Source organism: Paenibacillus hemerocallicola, assembly GCF_006265175.1.
In the GTDB taxonomy this organism is placed as follows: Bacteria; Bacillota; Bacilli; order Paenibacillales; family NBRC-103111; genus Paenibacillus_AB; species Paenibacillus_AB hemerocallicola.
The window spans coordinates 1-18,557 of record NZ_VDCQ01000094.1; the positions used below are offsets into that span (position 1 = coordinate 1).

General features: G+C 55.6%; 14 protein-coding genes and 8 tRNA genes. 18 read left to right on the plus strand and 4 right to left on the minus strand.

Features of this window, described 5'->3' with window-relative positions:
* Positions 1 to 111: 111 nt before the first annotated feature.
* From FE784_RS37355 to FE784_RS37395, 9 genes are all read left to right on the plus strand, one after another.
* Positions 112 to 197, plus strand: a tRNA-Tyr gene (locus FE784_RS37355).
* Between the two features lie 15 nt (positions 198 to 212).
* A tRNA-Trp gene (locus tag FE784_RS37360) sits at positions 213 to 286 on the plus strand.
* Between the two features lie 17 nt (positions 287 to 303).
* Positions 304 to 379 (plus strand) — tRNA-His (locus tag FE784_RS37365).
* Positions 380 to 389: 10 nt separating this feature from the next.
* Positions 390 to 461: transfer RNA gene (locus FE784_RS37370), tRNA-Gln, on the plus strand.
* 39 nt (positions 462 to 500) lie between these two features.
* Positions 501 to 575 (plus strand) — tRNA-Gly (locus FE784_RS37375).
* A 9-nt stretch (positions 576 to 584) separates the two neighbouring features.
* Positions 585 to 658: transfer RNA gene (locus tag FE784_RS37380), tRNA-Cys, on the plus strand.
* Between the two features lie 23 nt (positions 659 to 681).
* Positions 682 to 758, plus strand: a tRNA-Arg gene (locus FE784_RS37385).
* Positions 759 to 761: 3 nt separating this feature from the next.
* Positions 762 to 841: transfer RNA gene (locus tag FE784_RS37390), tRNA-Leu, on the plus strand.
* Between the two features lie 468 nt (positions 842 to 1,309).
* Entirely contained in the window at positions 1,310 to 2,206 is an 897-nt protein-coding gene (locus FE784_RS37395) for a fumarylacetoacetate hydrolase family protein (protein WP_139607374.1), read from the plus strand.
* Between the two features lie 53 nt (positions 2,207 to 2,259).
* Here FE784_RS37395 and FE784_RS37400 read toward each other — a convergent pair whose 3' ends face one another.
* Complete coding sequence (locus FE784_RS37400; RefSeq protein WP_246132362.1) at positions 2,260 to 3,138, minus strand: helix-turn-helix domain-containing protein; 879 nt, start codon at positions 3,136 to 3,138, stop codon at positions 2,260 to 2,262.
* Positions 3,139 to 3,318: 180 nt separating this feature from the next.
* Here FE784_RS37400 and FE784_RS37405 point away from each other — a divergent pair, with 180 nt between their 5' ends.
* The 5 genes from FE784_RS37405 (at position 3,319) to FE784_RS37425 (ending at position 8,977) form a co-directional block, all read left to right on the plus strand.
* Positions 3,319 to 4,434, plus strand: a complete 1,116-nt coding sequence (locus FE784_RS37405; RefSeq protein ID WP_139607376.1) for a Gfo/Idh/MocA family protein — start codon at positions 3,319 to 3,321, stop codon at positions 4,432 to 4,434.
* Positions 4,435 to 4,670: 236 nt separating this feature from the next.
* The gene (locus tag FE784_RS37410; protein ID WP_176706798.1) at positions 4,671 to 5,678 is read left to right on the plus strand and encodes an HD-GYP domain-containing protein; all 1,008 of its coding nucleotides are present in this window, start codon (positions 4,671 to 4,673) and stop codon (positions 5,676 to 5,678) included.
* Positions 5,679 to 5,691: 13 nt separating this feature from the next.
* Positions 5,692 to 6,630, plus strand: coding sequence for a sensor domain-containing diguanylate cyclase (locus FE784_RS37415; RefSeq protein ID WP_139607378.1), 939 nt, complete (start codon positions 5,692 to 5,694; stop codon positions 6,628 to 6,630).
* Positions 6,631 to 6,813: 183 nt separating this feature from the next.
* Positions 6,814 to 7,818, plus strand: a complete 1,005-nt coding sequence (gene moaA, locus FE784_RS37420; RefSeq protein WP_139607404.1) for a GTP 3',8-cyclase MoaA — start codon at positions 6,814 to 6,816, stop codon at positions 7,816 to 7,818.
* Position 7,819: 1 nt separating this feature from the next.
* Positions 7,820 to 8,977: a molybdopterin molybdotransferase MoeA gene (locus FE784_RS37425; protein WP_139607379.1), complete on the plus strand. Its 1,158-nt coding sequence runs from the start codon at positions 7,820 to 7,822 to the stop codon at positions 8,975 to 8,977.
* Position 8,978: 1 nt separating this feature from the next.
* Here FE784_RS37425 and FE784_RS37430 read toward each other — a convergent pair whose 3' ends face one another.
* The 3 genes from FE784_RS37430 to FE784_RS37440 all read right to left on the minus strand — a co-directional run bounded on the left by FE784_RS37430 (position 8,979) and on the right by FE784_RS37440 (position 13,875).
* The gene (locus tag FE784_RS37430) at positions 8,979 to 12,260 is read right to left on the minus strand and encodes an ATP-binding protein (protein ID WP_176706799.1); all 3,282 of its coding nucleotides are present in this window, start codon (positions 12,258 to 12,260) and stop codon (positions 8,979 to 8,981) included.
* Positions 12,261 to 12,365: 105 nt separating this feature from the next.
* Positions 12,366 to 12,452, minus strand: a complete 87-nt coding sequence (locus FE784_RS42265; protein WP_138882362.1) for a sporulation protein YjcZ — start codon at positions 12,450 to 12,452, stop codon at positions 12,366 to 12,368.
* 160 nt (positions 12,453 to 12,612) lie between these two features.
* Positions 12,613 to 13,875, minus strand: coding sequence for a C40 family peptidase (locus FE784_RS37440; protein WP_139607381.1), 1,263 nt, complete (start codon positions 13,873 to 13,875; stop codon positions 12,613 to 12,615).
* Between the two features lie 337 nt (positions 13,876 to 14,212).
* Here FE784_RS37440 and FE784_RS37445 point away from each other — a divergent pair, with 337 nt between their 5' ends.
* The 4 genes from FE784_RS37445 to FE784_RS37460 all read left to right on the plus strand — a co-directional run bounded on the left by FE784_RS37445 (position 14,213) and on the right by FE784_RS37460 (position 18,547).
* On the plus strand, positions 14,213 to 15,394 hold the full coding sequence (locus FE784_RS37445; protein ID WP_139607382.1) for a GNAT family N-acetyltransferase: 1,182 nt from the start codon (positions 14,213 to 14,215) through the stop codon (positions 15,392 to 15,394).
* A 127-nt stretch (positions 15,395 to 15,521) separates the two neighbouring features.
* Positions 15,522 to 16,391 (plus strand): RNA polymerase sigma factor, encoded by an 870-nt coding sequence (locus FE784_RS37450; RefSeq protein WP_139607383.1) that lies wholly within the window; start codon positions 15,522 to 15,524, stop codon positions 16,389 to 16,391.
* A gap of 3 nt (positions 16,392 to 16,394) precedes the next feature.
* The gene (locus tag FE784_RS37455) at positions 16,395 to 17,396 is read left to right on the plus strand and encodes a hypothetical protein (RefSeq protein WP_139607384.1); all 1,002 of its coding nucleotides are present in this window, start codon (positions 16,395 to 16,397) and stop codon (positions 17,394 to 17,396) included.
* Positions 17,397 to 17,911: 515 nt separating this feature from the next.
* Positions 17,912 to 18,547, plus strand: a complete 636-nt coding sequence (locus FE784_RS37460) for a DapH/DapD/GlmU-related protein (RefSeq protein ID WP_139607385.1) — start codon at positions 17,912 to 17,914, stop codon at positions 18,545 to 18,547.
* The last annotated feature ends 10 nt before the right edge of the window (positions 18,548 to 18,557 follow it).

Below are 18,557 nucleotides of genomic sequence, written 5' to 3' on the forward strand. Positions count from 1 at the left end.
TAATCAGTAGGTTGGGGGTTCAAGTCCTCTCGGCGGCACCACTGATCCCCAAAAAGTGAAGATTTGCTTTGAAGCATATTCCGATTACTTTCCGGGGACCGCAGTAAATACGGAGGATTAGCGAAGTGGCCAAACGCAGCAGACTGTAAATCTGTTCTCTGACGAGTTCGGTGGTTCGAATCCATCATCCTCCACCATTTCAACAATTATATAGGGGCATAGTTTAAAGGTAGAACAGCGGTCTCCAAAACCGTTAGTGTGGGTTCAATTCCTGCTGCCCCTGCCAGAACAATATAAAATATGGCGGTCGTGGCGAAGGGGTTAACGCACCGGATTGTGGCTCCGGCATTCGTGGGTTCAAGTCCCATCGATCGCCCCATATTTCTTATTGGGGATTAGCCAAGCGGTAAGGCAACGGACTTTGACTCCGTCATGCCTAGGTTCGAATCCTAGATCCCCAGTTTTACTTGTCTTATTGGGGAAACTATTCATTCCATAATGCGGACGTGGCTCAGTGGTAGAGCATCGCCTTGCCAAGGCGAGGGTCGCGAGTTCGAATCTCGTCGTCCGCTCCATTTTATTACGGCGCCATAGCCAAGTGGTAAGGCAGAGCTCTGCAAAAGCTTTACCCCCAGTTCGAGTCTGGGTGGCGCCTCCACAATTTTTTTCCTAACAGAATATGTGCCCTTAGCTCAGCTGGATAGAGCGTTTGACTACGAATCAAAAGGCCAGGAGTTCGAATCTCTTAGGGCACGCCACTTGCCGGTGTGGCGGAATTGGCAGACGCGCGCGACTCAAAATCGTGAGGGAAACCGTGGGGGTTCGAGTCCCTTCACCGGCATGACAAGAAAAGCTCTTGAAGATCTTCGGATCTTGAGGAGCTTTTCTTTTTTCACCGGTCTTTTTCTGATCCCGCCGCCTGGAAGCCTTTCAGGGGAAGGCAAGCTGTACGGCAGTAAGTATTTCTTTTCGGCTACCCTACTTAACCGAGTACGGGAAACAAACGCATGTCTATAAATTGGGAGCTTCTTGGTAAAGAAGCTTCTTTATTTTGCGCCATAAAGTTTAATTAGGCAAAAGTGTATGGGCGGTTGCGAATATTTTCGCCAAGAAAGCTTACAATTGCATGCAGCGGTTATAAAATTATAGACTATGTATCGTATATTATATATAATAATGATGAGTGTGGGATATGCTTAATGATCAAAATGCGATCGACAAGGGGGAACCGGAGTTTATAGCAAAACAGACGGCATAGCTAGTTCCAATTTACGTCAAGGCTGTAATAGGCCCGAGGGAAAGGTGAAACATGAAATTTCTAAATTTTTATAAAGAGGGAATATTGAAATTAGGGATACAGGTTGAGAACGGAATCTTGGACCTGGAGCAAGCCTCGGAGCTTTTTCCCTTTGAGGGATCTTCTACGCTCCCAACGACGGTCTTGGGAGTCATCCGATCGGATCCGACGGAGTATGCAGCTTTGAGCCGCTATATTGTCTCCTTGCCCGTAGACGAACAGGCGCCATATAGGTTGAACGAATCCCAAATCATGTGGGGGCCGTGCGTAGATGCTCCACAGAAGCTGATATGCGTAGGCCTTAATTACAGAAAGCATGCGCAAGAAACGAACATGCCCATACCCGAATATCCCGTGCTGTTCAACAAATTTAACAATGCCTTGACCGGACACGATGCCGTTATCCCGATACCCGCCGAAACGGCGAAGGTGGATTACGAGGCGGAGCTTGCGATCGTCATCGGCAAAACGGCGCGGAATGTATCCGTTGACGATAGTCTGGACTATGTATTCGGATATTGTGCAGCAAACGACGTGTCCGCCCGAGACTTGCAGCTTCGTACCGGCCAATGGATGCTCGGTAAAACTTGCGATTTCTTTTGTCCACTGGGTCCGTACGTAACGACAGCCGACGAGGTAGGCGATCCGAACGATCTGGAGATTAGAACGGTCGTGAACGGGGAAGTGCGCCAAAGCTCGCATACGTCCGACATGATCTTCACTTGCAGGGAGATTGTCAGCTATGTCTCGCGACATTTCACCTTGCAGCCGGGTGACGTCATTATGACGGGGACGCCTGAAGGCGTTATAATGGGCTATCCTCCGGAAAAGCAGCGCTACTTGCAGCAAGGCGATGAGGTCGTCGTGGAAATCGAGAAGCTGGGCAAGCTGAAGAACCGGTTTCAGTAATGGACATGCAGCTCTTTGGGTCAGACGATCCAAAGAGCTTTTGCATGGCGGAGCTATTCTTTCAACCGCCCTTTCACCGACTTGGCGTACTCGGATGGGGTCATGTCCACGCTTCGCTTGAACGCCTTGGAGAACACGTGCACGGTACTGAAGCCGAGCAGGGCGGATATTTCCGTGAAATTGTACGTTCCTTCGCGAATGAGCAGCTTGGCCTGCTCCATCTTCAAATAAGAGAAAAATTCCATGACGGTTTGACCCGTATTGTTCTTGAATACGTCCTTCAGCACTGTCTTGGAAACCCCCAACTTGTCGCTCAGTTCTTCCAATGTTACACGCGAACCGACTGAGTCGGCCAGCAGCCCCATCGTTTTGGTCGTCAAGGCGTCATATTCCTTCTCTTTGGCGGGCATCGTCTGTCTGGGCGGCTCCGCATGCCAGTCTTCTCGACGGAGCAGTTGGATCAGCAACGCTTCCAAATTCAGTTTGATCATTTGCTCGGCGCCGATCGGGGCGTCGGCTTTGCGTACAAGAGGATGGCGGAACGGAAATTCGAATGCGGCGACGCCTTCTTTAATTATTTTGGCCAGCAGGCTCCGCTCTTCGTCGTTAAGCTTGATTACCGCGTTCTCAAACCGCTTCATCGCCTTGGATCGACAATCGAACGTCAAGACGATGACGTTGGGAGCTTTATCGTTTTCGGCATGAAATTTGTGGAATTCGTTCGGCTTGTGAAAAATAAGGGTGCCTTGACCCATCCGGTAGCACCTGTCGTCAGCCCAAACCTCGAGCTCTCCCTTGTCCACGTATAACAGCTCCCAGAAATCGTGCGATTCCCCTCGAAATACAAAATGCTTGCCGAATTCGAAGTAGTATATCGTAAACATTTTACGGATGACGATGGCGGGCTTCAGCAGCGTACTTTGATAGCTCATTCGGACTTTCCCCGATTCCGCATTCATATACGTTCATCATAGCGCATGGATGGGCAATGTAAAAGAACGGATTAAACGAAAAAACCAAAAGTCCGGCTTCCGGGACAAAGATTTCGACTCCGGTTCTCCTTACAATGAGGGGGAATGCGAAACGAAACGTAAAACCGGGAGGGAACCCTCATGAATCTTGGGGTAATCGGCTATGGCCACCGAATCAAACATGTGATCAAAAGCATACAGAAGGAAGATCCCGCCTGCATCGTGAAGGCGGTAGCGGATATTCGCAAAGACAGCATGCAGGCCGAGAAGGACGAAGGGATCAGCTTATACGAGACGCCCGAAGCGATGCTGGCGTCGGAGCAATTGGACGGCATCTTGATCGGGACGCGCTGCTCGCTTCACACCGAGATGGCGCTCAAGGTGCTCCCGACCGGAGTACCTCTGTTTCTGGAAAAGCCGGTCGCGACAACGATGGAGGATGCCTGCAGGCTGAAGGCCGGCTATGAGGCGGGGAAAAGCAAAGTCGTCGTTTCATTTCCGCTTCGGGTAACGTCGATGGTTCAATTGGTGAAAGAAATAATCGATTCGGGAAAAATAGGTACCGTGGAGCACGTACAGGCATTCAACAACGTTCCGTACGGCGGCGTATATTTCCACAACTGGTACCGGGATGAGCGGGAAACCGGGGGACTGTTCCTCCAGAAGGCGACTCACGATTTCGACTATATCAATTACGTGCTCGGCTACAAGCCGACCGAAGTGTGCGCCATGACGTCCAAGCAGGTGTTCAAGGGCACGAAGCCCGCCGGCATGAAATGCGCCGACTGCGAGGACAACCGGACATGTCCGGACAGCCTCGTATACGGGCCGCAAAAAAATGCGAGCTGGGAATATTGCTCCTTCGCGGAGGATACGGGCAACGAGGATTCCGGGAGCGCACTGATCCGCTATGATACGGGCATGCATGCTTCGTATACGCAAAACTTTTTCGTCCGGCGTTCGGCGGGAGGGAGAGGGGCAAAATTTATCGGCTACAAAGGAACGGTCGAGTTCGACTTTATGACGAGCGAAGTAAAGGTGATTTTGCATCACGCTCCGCGGGTGGAGACGCATCGCTTCGAGTCGTCTCAGGACCATTTCGGCGGCGATGGCGTGTTGGCGAGAAATTTCATTAGCGTCATGAAAGACGGCGCGGAATCGATCAGCCCGCTCGAGGGCGGACTGGCCAGCGCTCTTCTCTGTCTGAAGGCGAGGGAGTCCGCTCAGACGGGGACGTTTCAGGCGGTGAAATGGTAAGCTGAGTTTTTTGTGGCTTCGGTTGAAGCAGGTCGGTCCATCGCGTCCGGCCTGTTTTTATTTGGCAGTTGAAGGTTTTATAAAGTTTTATTAATAAAATTTTATTCTTCCTTTAGCGAACGGCCCGATCATTAAGGTATATAATGAAAATATAGTTGTTTCGCCCTATATGACGGACTTTCGGACTAATGCGCGCAGCAGGCAAAATTGAAGCATCCATGGCAGGTGAACTCCGGATGAATGCCACCAACCTGGTAGGCAGCAAGCTCATTAAGGATTTGGTAACGGAAAACGGCGTGGTGCTTATTCCCTGCAACACGATCTTGACCAGGGAGCACGTCGAATTTATCGATCGTCATCACATTCCGCTGGATTTGCTTGAATTGGAGCGGCTGCCGCGAGATATGACCAATGAATCGCTCATTTTCAAGGCGACGGAAGAAATCAGGGAAATATTCCATTATATGCGCCGACGCGGGACTGTTCCGATCGAAGAGGTGCAGAGCAGCATTATCCCGACCATCCATCAGGCGGCGGAGTATCCTACTCTGTACAGCGTTTTGTCCGGCCTGCAGGCGAAGGACGATTACACGTACAGGCACAATATCGGGGTCGGGGTCATCTCGACGTTGATAGGGAAATGGTTGAAGCTGAGCGAGGCGGATTTGGGGCTGTTGACTACGGCCGCAACGCTTCACGATGTCGGCAAAATCCGGATCGACGACGATATTTTGAACAAGCCGGGAAAGTATACGGACGAAGAGTACTCTTTAATGAAGCGGCATGCCGAATTCGGTTATGAAATTATTTGCAATACGCCGGGTATCGATCATCAGGTGGCGCTAGTAGCGCTGCAGCATCACGAGCGCGAGGACGGAAAGGGTTACCCCTACGGCATTACGGAAAATCGTATCACTTATTTCAGCAAAATCGTGGCCGTAGCCGATGTATTTCATGCGATGACCTCCAAGCGGGTTTACAAGGAAGCTTCGCCGTTTTATCAAGTCATGCAGCAAATGCTCAGCGATAGCTTCGGCAGGCTTCACCCCGTTATTTGCAACGTTTTCGTTCAACGCATGATGGAAATGTCGGTAGGCAGCGAAGTAACGTTGACCGATGGCCGTAAAGGACGTATTTTAATGGTGCACCCCGGAGATCCGGTCAATCCGTCTATATTGGCGGCAGACGAGTATATCGACCTTCGGAAAAACCACCATCTCCATATCGATCGGTTAACCCGATAGGAAGGTGATCAGCATGGAATCGACGTCGCAATGGGGATTCGATCGACTTACATCCGGGCTTATGGAACGAAGCGACGTACTGCGTTATATTCTTCAGTCGATGTCCGACTCGATTATGATCGTCGATTCGGACGGAGAAATCGTATATGCTTCTTCGCAGCATTCCTGCTTGACCATACAATCCCGGATGGACGATTATTTGGAAAACGTTCATGAACAGTGCCGCAAAACGGTCATTCGAACATTTTACCTCATTAAAAAGCACGGCAAACCGATATCCGCGCAATACCGGTACCATTCGGCCGGAGGCTGGCTGTGGGTCGAAGCGACCGGCATCCCGCTGGCGGACGGGAACGGCAAAGTCGGCTATATCGCCGTTCTGATGAAAGACATTACGCAGCGGAAGCAAGCGGAGGAGTCGCTCCGCGAGCTGGCGTTTCACGACCCGCTTACCGGCTTGCCGAACCGGCGACTGTTCAAGGAGCATCTGCTGCAAAGCTTGGCGCATGCGAAGCGAAGCCGCGGCTTGCTTGGGCTGATGTATTTGGATATCGACGATTTCAAGCTGATCAACGATACGATGGGTCACGAAGCCGGAGACGATTTTCTGAGGGCCTTCGCGAGCCGCATAAAAGGATGCATCCGTGAAGTTGATATGGTGGCGCGGATGGGCGGAGACGAGTTTACGGTGCTCCTGCCGTCGGTCGATTCGGCATCCAGCGTCGAAAAAGTGGCGAAGCGGATATTCACCGCGATTTCGGCTCCTTGGGAGACGAAGGGTCATCGATTCAGCGCGACCGTAAGCGGCGGGGTCGTCGTCTACCCGGCAAACGGCGAAGATGCGGCGACGCTGCTGCACAATGTCGATCGGGCTTTATACCGGGTGAAAGAATCCGGCCGCAGCAATTATGTGTTCTACGATCCCGCGATCTTGAAGGAAGGCACCGCCTGAGCGGAAAGAGCGAATCGGATGGAAAAGGTAAGCGGAGCAGCCGGTGCGGGCTGCTTCTTTTTATTGGGCGATATCGCATAATCGGAACACGACATCGGAATGACGACGGATTCGTCACTTTTGCGGAATGCGGTATGTTACAATGGGAAGAAAGAGCGAAGGAAAGGGTGACGAGCCATGGCCATGGACGCCAAGCTGACCGATCGTTTCGGGCGGGTGCACGATTATTTGCGCATTTCCGTCACGGACCGGTGCAACTTGCGGTGCGTGTATTGCATGCCGGAGGAAGGGATGGAGTTCGAGCCGGACGAGAGCATCATGTCGTTCGACGAAATTGCCGCCGTCGTGCGTGTGCTGGCGAGACACGGGGTCAACAAGCTTCGGCTGACGGGCGGAGAACCGCTCGTTCGCAAAAACCTGGAGCAGCTCGTCGCCATGCTGTCGGCCATACCCGGAATCGAGGACATCGCCCTTACGACGAACGGCATCTATTTGGCCTCGCGGGCGGAGCGTCTGCGCGCCGCTGGAGTAACCCGCGTCAACATCAGTCTCGACTCGCTGCGTCCGGACCGGTTCGCGCTCGTCACCCGCGGCGGCGACATCCGCAAAGTGTTGGCAAGCGTGGAGGAAAGCGTCCGGGTCGGTTTCGATCCGATCAAGCTGAACGTCGTGCTGATGAAAGGGATCAACGACGACGAAATCGACGATTTTCTGCAAATGACGAGAGAGCGGAAATTGACCGTTCGCTTCATCGAGTATATGCCGATCGGGCACGATGACGACGGCTGGCGGAGCCGGTACTTGCCGTTGTCGGCGGTGCTCGAGCGCTGTGCCGTCAACGGCTGGACGGTCGAGTCTGCGGAGGCGGTATATGGAAACGGTCCGAGCCGTAATTACCGGATCGCGGGCGCTCCCGGAACGTTCGGGCTCATCCATCCGGTAAGCGACCACTTTTGCGAGACGTGCAACCGTCTCCGGCTGACGGCCGACGGCAACATTAAGCCGTGCCTGTACTGGACGGACGAATTCAATGTACGGAAGGCGATAGGGGACGACGATGCGATCGAGCGACTTTTTTTCCGCGCATTGGACATTAAGCCGGAAAACCACGAGATGGCGCAGGCGCTAATGAAGGCGGAGCAGTCTCATACGCCGACGGTAAGGCGCATGTCGCAGATCGGAGGGTAGCATGGGAGAAGGCGGCAATGCCATATATCGCCGGGATGCGATTCCGGTCGAGGAGGCGATGCGGCGAATAGCGGAACGAATCGGCTTCGTCGGCATCGAGCGGGTGCCTCTGTCCGAAGCATTCGGACGAAGGCTCGCGGAGCATGTATTCGCCGATGCCCCGCTTCCGCATTTTCGCCGATCGGGACTCGACGGCTACGCGGTCCGTGCGGACGACACGGCCGGAGCGTCGCCATCGTCGCCTGCGCGGCTTGAAATTATCGAGAGTGTTCCGTGTGGCGCCATGCCGCAGAAAGAGGTTGCGTCGGGAACGGCGGTGCGAATCATGACGGGAGCGGCCGTGCCGGAAGGCGCCGATGCGGTCGTAATGCTCGAGATGACCGGGACGGAGACGAAGGATGGCCGTTCGTACGCACTCGTGCGCAGACCGATGAACGGAGGAGCCAATATTACGCCGATCGGCGGAGAAACGGCGGCAGGCGAGCTTCTGCTTGCGCCGGGATGCGTCATTGGGTCGGGAGAAACGGCGGTATTGGCCGCTTTCGGCCGTTCCGTCTTACAAGTCGCCCGTTCGCCCAAGGTGGCGATCATCGCGACCGGTGCCGAGCTGCTGCCGGTAGACACTCCTTCGCCGCTCGCGCCTGGCCGGATCCGCGACAGCAATTCGGCGATGGTCGCGGCGCTCATACGCGAAGCGGGCGGGACGCCTTTGCTCTACGGGACGGTTACGGACGATCCGGGCGCGGCGGCTACCATCGTACTGCGCGCATTGGGCGAGGCTGACGTCGTCGTGACGACGGGAGGCGTATCCGTAGGCGATTATGACGTCATGACCGATTTTTGCCGGCATTGGGACGGAGAGCTTTTGTTTCACAAGGTGGCCATGCGGCCGGGAAGCCCGACATCGGCCGGCATCCGGGATGGACGCCCGTTATTTATGCTTTCCGGCAACCCCGGAGCGTGCTATGTCGGATTCGAATTGTTCGTCCGCGACGCGCTGCTGCATATGCAGGGGGCGTCCGCACCGTCGCTTCGTCCCATCTCGGCGGTGCTTGCCGAAGGCGAGTACGCCGGAATCGCGTATCAGCGCTATGTCCGGGGCGTCAAAGCGGGCGAGACCGTTACCGTCCTGATACGGCGCGTCTTGCCGTTCGGTTGACTCAGTAAAAGATCGGCAGCGTGAAATATACGGTGCAGCCCCGACCGGTATCGCTCTCCGCCCATATTCGGCCGCCGTGGTATTCCACGATTTCCTTGGCGATCGCGAGCCCCAGACCGCTCCCTTTCTTGGAGCTGCTCCTCGGCGTTCCTTTATAGAAGCGGTCGAAAATATAAGGCAGCTCTTCCTTGGCGACCCCGCTGCCGCTGTCCGACACTTTAACGATCAGCTCGTCCTTGAACGCCCGCCCGGGCCGCTTCTCGAAGCCGATGACGATCGTTCCTTCCCTGGGCGTATGTTTGATCGCGTTGAATATTAGATTCGCGAATACTTGATCGAGACGGTCTGCGTCGACGTTCAAGACGACGGGGTGCGGGAGCGAGTCCCGCACTTCGAAGCGGACCCCGTGGGCGGATGCGTCCAGCTCGAACTTCTCCCTGACCAGATGGATCAAATCCGTCGTAGGCACCTCGCGCATCCGGAAGGTAGCCTGCCTCGATTCGAGCTGCGACAGCTCGAACAAATCCTGAATGAGCCGGTTCAGCGTCAGCGATTTGGAATGGATGAGGCGCAAATATTTGCGAGTCTGCTCCGGGTCGGTGACGACGCCGTCCAAAATCGCTTCGATATATCCTTGAATGGACGTAATCGGAGTCCGCAAATCGTGCGAAATGTTCGTCAGCAGCCGGATGCGGGACCGTTCGATCCTCTCGAGGTCCTCGTTCATCGTCTCCAGCTGCTGCTTCGATTGCTGCAGCGACAACGTCCGCTCGGCGATTTTCTCCTCCAGACCATTGTTGAGATCGGTCAGCTGCCGGTTCAGCTCCTCCAGCTCGCCGCTATGACGGTTCGCCTCCCGAATGGCCGATTTCAACGTAAGCAAAGTTTTGACTCTCGTCAGCAGCTCTTTTTTGTCAATCGGTTTCATCATGTAATCGTTAATGCCCGCATCGAAGCCTTCGTAGACGATTTCCGGCTGTTTTTTGGAATAAAGCATCAAGATAGGCAGCTCCATCAACGAATGCTCCCGGCGTATCGTCCGGCAAACTTCGAACCCGGACATTTTCGGCATGATCGCATCCAGAACGATCAGATCGAACGATTGCTCGCGGCTCATCCGCACCGCCTGCTGTCCGGTCGTAGCCGTGCTGATCGAATACGATTCCGGCGATAGCTGACCGTACAGCACTTGTAGGTTGACCGGTTCGTCGTCCACGATCAGAATACGCGGATTACGCTCCTTCGAGTCGTCCTTGCGCACCATCTGCGCGAGCAGATTTTCGATCGCGTGCAAATTTTCATCCACTTCCTCGCTCGACATCGTGTATACCGTGCTGGATGGGAGCGTGAATACGAAAGCCATTCCGCCGCCAGGCGAAGCCTCGATGCTCAGCTCCCCTCCGTGAAGCTGAATCAGCTTCTTCGCGGTGGCCACGACAACCTCCGATTTTCCTCCCTGCATCCGTTCGAGTGACACGGCTTCGCGCAGAGCGGCCAGCTTGTCAGGCGGCAGCGGCGGACCTGCCGCGACAACGGCCACCTCGACCATGGCGCCTTGTTCCCGTGCCGAAACCGTGACGGCGCTTGAGCGCGATTGATCGATCGAGAACGAGACCAAATGAACGAGCAGTTGCTGAAGATGAGCTTCGTCGGCGATAACGAACGGAATGTCCGGACCGATTCCGCTGCGCAGCGCAATGTCTTTGCCGTAGGCGAGCGGTCTGCAGGCGGATAGCACGATCTGGGTCATTTGCTGAAGGTCGACCGGTTTTTTGTTGATCCGCATCGTGTGCCGGTCGCGAAGCCGGTAAAAATCGAGCAGATCGTTGACCGAGGCGGCTAGACGTTTGCCGCTGTTTGCGATGACCGACAAATTCGACCGCTGCATCGCGTTTAAATTGCCGGCCGCGCTCTCGAGCATCGACTCGGCAATCCCTACGATCGTACCGAGAGGGACGCGGAGCTCCTGGGACGTATGGGTCAGAAACTCGTCCTTTAACCGGTCGGCGGACAGCAGCTTGCGCGACAGTTCCTCGATTTTGCCGAACGATCCCGAGAACGCGCGGGCCAGCATGTAGGTTTGCAGTATGACGAAGACCAGAATGCCGTAGGAGGAATAACACCCCGTGCGGATCAGACCGTTGAAGTACAGCATATCGTTGATTGCGCTCAGTGCGAATACGATGGCAGCCAGCAAGAAAGGGACCGCCCCCGCCCGGGAGCGTCTGACCGCTCTCGGCAGAACATAGAAGATGTACAGAATGCCGCTCAAAACGAACGCTTGAAACAAGTAAAGCAAATGCGTATAAATTTCGGCCGGGAAAACGACGATGATGCCTCCGAAGGCGAAGGCGCCAAGCTGGAAGTATCGGATCCATTTCCCGGGTATATCCGCCGGAAACGTATAGTGCACGAAACGGATGAACACCGGTACTGCAGCCAGCATGCTTGCATATTCGATTTTGCGGGCAAGCTCCCACGGGAAGTCGGGAACCAACGAGGCCAGCAACCCTTCTCCGACCACAAGGGAGCGGAGAGCGGCGATCAGGCAAAACAGCCCGAAGTAAAGGGCGAGCCTGTTTTTGTTGCGGAATATGTACAAGCCGGTATGATGAAGCCCGGCCAACAGCAGGCAGCCGAACAAAAACGAATCGAACGCGGTCCGGCTCACCGTTATTTTCGTAATGTCCCGTTCTCCCCCGAGCTCGATCGGCTCCCAAATGCCGCCCTTTCGCTGGACGAAATTGGACATTTGAATCAGGATATCCAACGTTGCGCCGACAGGCTGGAAAACGACGGTCCGTACGGATTCGCTTGGCTTCATGCCGGCCGGGGTGGCGGCCACTGTCCCGTTCTCGGCCAATAGCTGGCCGTTGATCCATAGCTTATAAGAGGAGGCGACGGGCGGAATGCGCAGCGCCATCAGCTCCCCCGTGGCGGGAAGCTTCACGAGCAGGCGAAAGGTGGCGAAGCCCGAGCCGGAAGGCGAATCGGGAGTGCCGGCCTGCTTGCCCCACGATTGCGGAACCGGAGCAAGCTCGGCATGAAGCGGCGTGCTGCGGATGATGTCGTCGGGAACGACAAGCTGCTTCCAGTACGCCGTCCAGTATCCGTTCAACCGGAGGGTTCCCGAATCTGAGAAATTCCAAAGGGTAGCGTCGAGCTCCCCGGCGACCGCAATCGGCGGATCCGGATCCGGGTCCATTCCGGAGGGCGAATAAATCGCCAAAGTAAGAAGGAGCAGCGCTATGGCTGCCACAAGCGGGTTCATCCTGCTTTTCATCGGATTCCTCATTAAATGTGCTTAGTAGTCCCATTTTAGCACAAAATGGGAAAGGCCGGAGAATACTGCGATTCTCCGGCCGCCAAGATGCGCATGAATTGTCTGTTAGATCCACGCACGGCTAACGATAACAAGCAGGATGAAGAGAACCAGGATTACACCCGTCGATGTGAAACCGCCAAGAGCACTCATATGGCACCCTCCTTTCCGAACAGATAATATACCATATGCGTTGTCCGGTCGTAACGTTTGGACATAAGCCCGGGCCGGCGGCCTTCTTTTTGCAGCATGCCAATAAACCGGTCCCTATCCGGAAGCGGCTTATTTGCGAATGCCGCTATCGGGATATACCCTATAGCGCGCTTCCTCCGAACAGAAAACGGTGTTCCCAGCTCTTGCCGGAGATAGAATCGATGCGGACCCCGCCCGAAGCCGCCGAGTATGTGTGCAGCACTTCGCCGTTTCCGATATAGATGCCTACGTGGGTCACCTTTGCCGAAGATTTGTCGATTCCGCTGTAATCGGAAGCGCTCGAGCCGCGATACGACATGAAAAATAGAAGATCGCCGCGCTTCAATTTATGCCAGTCGGTTGCCGTTTTCCCGATACCTTTCACGTAATTCGCCTGGCTGCGGGAATCTCCCGGAAGCTGCAGACGGATTCCGTCCAGAAACGATTGTCTTACGAAGTCGGAGCAATCGAAGGTCGTAACATCGTACCGGCTCGAGCCGTATTCGTACGGGGTACCCGCATACAGCTTGCCGGCGGTTATGACCTTGTCCGCGGTGACGGTCGGATCCAACTGCTTGTAAGCGTCTATGTAACGGCTGTCCACATAAGTCGGGCTCGTGCTGATATATCCCGCGACGCCGTTCTGGTCGATAGCTTTGTACCAGTAGCTGTTCGGCTTGTCGATAATGAGCAGGCTCTCGCCCGAATTCAGGTAACGGATACGGTCGTCATCGGTCGAAGGGCCTGTACGGAACGAAACCGATGCAAGAACCGTCGCGTTCGGCGGTGCCGGGAACAAGGCTTCATCCCTCGTATCCTCATCCGCCGGCGATTGCTGGTCGTCTTCCGGTTGACCGAATGTCGTGCTTATATATTTCCCGTTCGTGCTGACATAACCGGTGACCCCGTTTTTGTCGGCAACTTTGTACCAGTAGCTGTTGGTTTCTTCGATAACCGTTACGGACTCGCCCGGCTGCAAATAGCGGATGCGATCGTGATCGGTCGAAGGACCTTTGCGGAACGAAACGGAGCTGACGATAGTGGCATTGTACTGTTTCGGGACGGACACTTGCCGGAGCGTTATGTATTTTTCCGAGGCGCTGACATAGCCGGTTTTGCCGTTCGCATCCTTGACGTTAAGCCAGTAATCGTTGATGATGGAGATGACGTCCAGCACCTCCCCAGGCTGGAGGTAGCGGATTCGGGCGGAATCGGCGTTCGGCGCCGTGCGGAAGCTGACGGTTTGCACGACGTTCGCTTCGGTGATCGCGGTTGCGGAGGCGGCTGCCGCGGACCGGGCCTGTATAGGCGAAAGCGTCGCGGCGAACAGGATGGTTCCGGTCAAAACCAGATGCATGGTTGATTTCATAAGTAAACGTTTCATAAAATATGCCTCCTCTGTTGATGTTCACCCACAATATACCATACGGGTTGTCCGCGATTGAGTTGTAAATATTTACAGCTGCTGTAATGCGCGAGGGGCGATAGTCGTATGTCGGTACTTCGGTAGGATCGCATATGTCCGCATCGGTCCGAGGATGGAATTTATTGCAGTCGGAAAGAAGGGGATTTCGCCTTCGTAGGCGATGATTCGACCGAATGTCCGCGTAAATGACTTTTAGCTCATTTTCATTCGGGTTTTCGCGCCCGGACGCCCGGGCATAGAACAGCAGCGGCAGTGAGCCGAAATTTAATGTTCCTACGGGAAAGGATGGTAGCGCATGGATGTCATTCGCACGCTTAACAAGGACGAGCTGGATGAAAGCATTACGCTCTCCTGTTTCGCATTTCAGTACGAAGTAACAGCCGAGGAACGGGAAGAACGGAAACGACGGATGGATCCGGACCGGATATGGGGGTATTTCGTCGACGGGAAGATGGCCGCCAAAATGCATATCCACGATATGCGGGCATATGTGCAGGGCAAGCAGATCCGCATGGGCGGAGTCGCAAGCGTGGCGACATGGCCGGAATACCGTCGCAAAGGAATGGTAGCCGCGCTGCTCGAACGCGGTCTTCAGGCAATGAAGGAAGACGGGCAGACGTTGTCTTGTCTGCATCCGTTCGCCGTATCGTTTTACCGGAAATACGGCTGGGAGCTGTACGCCGACTATAAAACGTACGAGCTGACTTCCGCCCAACTGCCGCGCGAGGTTCACTCGGAAGGCCGCATCGTGCGGGCGGATCGGGACTGGCAGCTTCTCGACCGGGTGTACGGCCGCTATGCGCAGCAGTATAATGGAACGCTTGTCCGGGATGAAGCGTGGTGGCATCATACCGTATTCAAGCAAAAAGGCGGGCAAGCGGCGGTATATTTCGACGATGCCGGCGATCCGCGCGGATATGTGCTGTACAAAGTGAAAAACCGCGTGATGGACATCGGGGAAATGGCATTTCTGGACGAAACGGCCAGAAGAGGGCTTTGGCGATTTATCGCCAATCACGATTCGATGTGCGACAAGATCAAGCTGCGGGCGCCGGCGGACGACGATTTGCCGTTTTTGCTGCCGGACCCTCGCATCGTTCAGGAGACCGTCGCCTATTTCTCCGCTCGAATTGTCGATTTCAAAGGGTTCGCGGAGCAGTATCCGTTCGAGGCCGCGGGACGGGAAGAGACACTGTATGTGCGTCTTGCGGACCGCACCGCTCCGTGGAACGACGGTTTGTTTCGCGTAACCGTCGATGCCGCGGGACGTGCGACGGTTCGGGAAGCCTCGGAAGGGGAGGCGGATGGCGCGGAATCGGCCGCTTGCGATATCGGGACGATGGCCGCGATGCTGTTAGGGTACAAGCGGCCGCGGGTCATGCACAGGCTAGGCCGTCTGGTCGGGCAGGAGACGGAAGCGGAGCGATGGGAACGGCTCGTGCCTCGGCGTTCGTCGTACTTGCCGGACTATTTCTAACGTGGAATTCACGAACGATAAACCTCCAAACCACTAATTGTGGCGATGGAGGTTTTATTTGAAAGTCGCGATAGATTGTCGAGCCGGCCGGCATTAACACAATAGTGGGGCGAGAGGAGTTTGGCGCGTGCAGAGAGCGAGCGGTATTTGGAACGGGGGACGGCATGAATCCGTTGCGGTCGGCAGCGATCCGTTTACGGAAGGACGGAACGGCACCGGTCACGCGGAGGAAAGCCTGTTCGAATCGCTGCCGGAGGAGCGTCTCACGGAGCTAGCGCGTGAAGGCGACCGTCTGGCGTTCGGGGAGCTTGTCAGGCGAAATCGCGCCAACATGTACAGCTGGGCGCGTTCATTGACGCAGGACCATCATATGGCCGAGGACGTCGTGCAGGAAGCGCTGGTCAACGCGTTTCTGCATGTGGGCCGGCTGGCGGAGGAAAGCCGTTTCACGCCTTGGCTCGTGCGTATCGTGCGCAACCAGGCGTACATGAAGCTGCGCCGCGGAGGACCGTTTGCCAAGGAACGGCCGTTCTCCGGACTGGTACCGGGGGCAGGCTGGTCATATGGTGCTGCAGGACGCCCGCAGTCCGCATTAAGCGAAGGCTCGGCGGACGATTGGCGCGATATCGACCGCGTGCTCTTCCATCTGGCACGCCATTCGGAGCATGAGGCCAGGCAATCGCGGGATCCCGCCTCGGCTCTCATGCGCAAGGAGCTGATGGAGGGTATCCGGCAGCTGCTCGCGTGTCTGAGCGCCCGGGAGAAGGACATCTTCGAAGCGCATTTTTTCCGGCATGTCACGCCCCGGGAAATCGCCATCGTCCTGGATACGTCGGTCGCGAACGTATACAATAGCATTTCCCGCGCCCGCGGGAAGATGCAGCGCGAAAGACTGCGACTGCATGTGAGCATGTATGTCAAGCAGCGGCGCAATGCGGGGAAGCCGAAATCGAAGCTTCTCGCCCCTCCGATCCTGTATCAACCAAAGGAGTGTTAATGTATGGCGAAGCGCCCCGATTACACCAGCAATTTCACGCATACGAATTTGACGGATACCGGCTCGATGTACTCCATGCTGCAATATACGGATCGGAAAGACCTTTCATTGGTCGAGGTCGCCGGTTATACGGCCAACGCCTTCCGGATTATTATCGACCGCGAGCGGGTAAACGTCGCCGGGTATTCGGCCTTCGAATGGCCGCTGCATCATCGGGAGCAGTTTGCGAATCTCGGCTTCGACACCCGTTGCGTCGGAGGTCCCACGGAAATCCCCCCGACGCCGGAGGAGCTGGAACGGGCGCTCGAGTTGATCCAATGGAGTCTCGATCGCGGTGTCCCGCTTCTGGCCTGGGATTTGTTCGTGCCGGAATTCGGCATCATCTACGGCTATGACGATGAAGCCCGGACACTTCGCTGCCGCGACATAACGAAAGACGGCGAACTGCCATACGAGAAACTGGGGCGCGGCCATGTACACGAGCTGTATGTGATGGCGGTAACCGGGATGAAGCTTGTCGGCAAACGGACGATGCTGCACGGAGCGCTTCGAATGGCGGTAAGCCATGCGCGCGAGCAAGGGTATAAGCGGGAGCATTCCCCATACCGCAACGGCTTGGCCGGGTACGACGCCTGGATCGAAGCGTTCGGGAAACGGAACGTAGAAGCGTACGGCAATACGCTCCACGGGATGTACATCTACGATCAGCGTCTGTTCGCAGCAGAATTTCTGAAGCGTATCGCGGACGAGATCCAGGGCGAATCTCCCGAGGAGCGGCTACTGAAAATGCTGGCCGGACAAGCCTCCGTCCAATATGACAACGTGGCGGATCGGCTGGCCGAATTCGTGGCGCGGTTCCCTTTCCCGAAGGGCGGCGATCCGAACGATCCGGTGCAGGCGTCGGCTGCAATCCGGCATTTGTCCGAAGCAAGAGCCGAGGAGGAGAAAGGCGTCGAGCTGTTGGAAGAGATGTTAAAGGTACTCGATGGGACGGCGGCCAAGTAAATAGACGTCGTTTAGGATAGGAGACGTAAGGATCGGCGACGATTCGTGCGACGAGAAAGACAAAAGAGAGTCCGATTGGCTGCCGTGCGGCGGCAAGTCGGGCTCTTTTGATCGTTTCAGCGCGAAATAGCGAACGGGAGTGCTTTATTCCCCGGTAAACAAAATCGAGAGCCGGATAACGGAACTGTGTTCCTCTATTCGGCTCTCGTTGCGCAGTAATGGGCCGAAGTCGGCACTTAGCGGAAGCTGATTCCGTTATTTTCGGGGAGATAGCAGGAAATCATCCCGATAACGGAATTCGGTTCCGTTAATCCGTCGAGGGGCAAGCGTCTTGATTAAGGCGTCATACCATCCGGCGCAATGCAACGGTTACGGCGCGCAACAGCCGGCTCCAGCGAGTTTTTGTCGCGGACGAATCGATCGTTTACATAACCTTAACGAAGTCTTAAAGGCAGCTACATATCGACAAGTTACGATAGAAGTAAGCCAAATAGGCGCTCAGGGAGGGATCGGAATTGGATTACGTCGATCAACGGAGAACGCCAAAACAGCTTGCGCCCGAACCAAGCATTCACGAAACCGCCCATGTCGCGAGAAGCGAGCTCGGGGCTTGGACGGCGATCGGCGCAGGAAGCCGGCTGTTGGAGGTTGCGTTCGGCGACTACAGCTATTGCGTCGATCAGGTGTTGATTCATTACGCGGACATCGGCAAGTTTTGCTCGATCGCTTCGCACGTCTGCATCAACCCGGGCAACCATCCGATGTGGAGGGTGACTCAGCACCACGCGACTTACCGCCGGATCTCCTACGGGTTTGCGGAGACGGACGATGAGGATTTTTTCGAATGGCGCCGGACGCATAAAGTGACGATCGGTCACGACGTCTGGATCGGCCATGGCGCTACGATCATGCCGGGCGTAAGCATCGGAACGGGGGCGGTTGTCGGCTCAGGGGCGGTCGTTACGAAGGATGTCGCGCCATACATGATCGTTGCGGGAGTGCCGGCGAAGCCGATTCGCCCCCGATTCCCGCACGACATGGCGGAAAGAATGCTCGAGATCCGATGGTGGGACTGGCCCCGGGAGCTGCTGGAGGCTCGCTTCGGCGATATGGACGATCCCGTGCGGTTTCTGGCCAAGTATGGCTCATGAACGCCGGCTT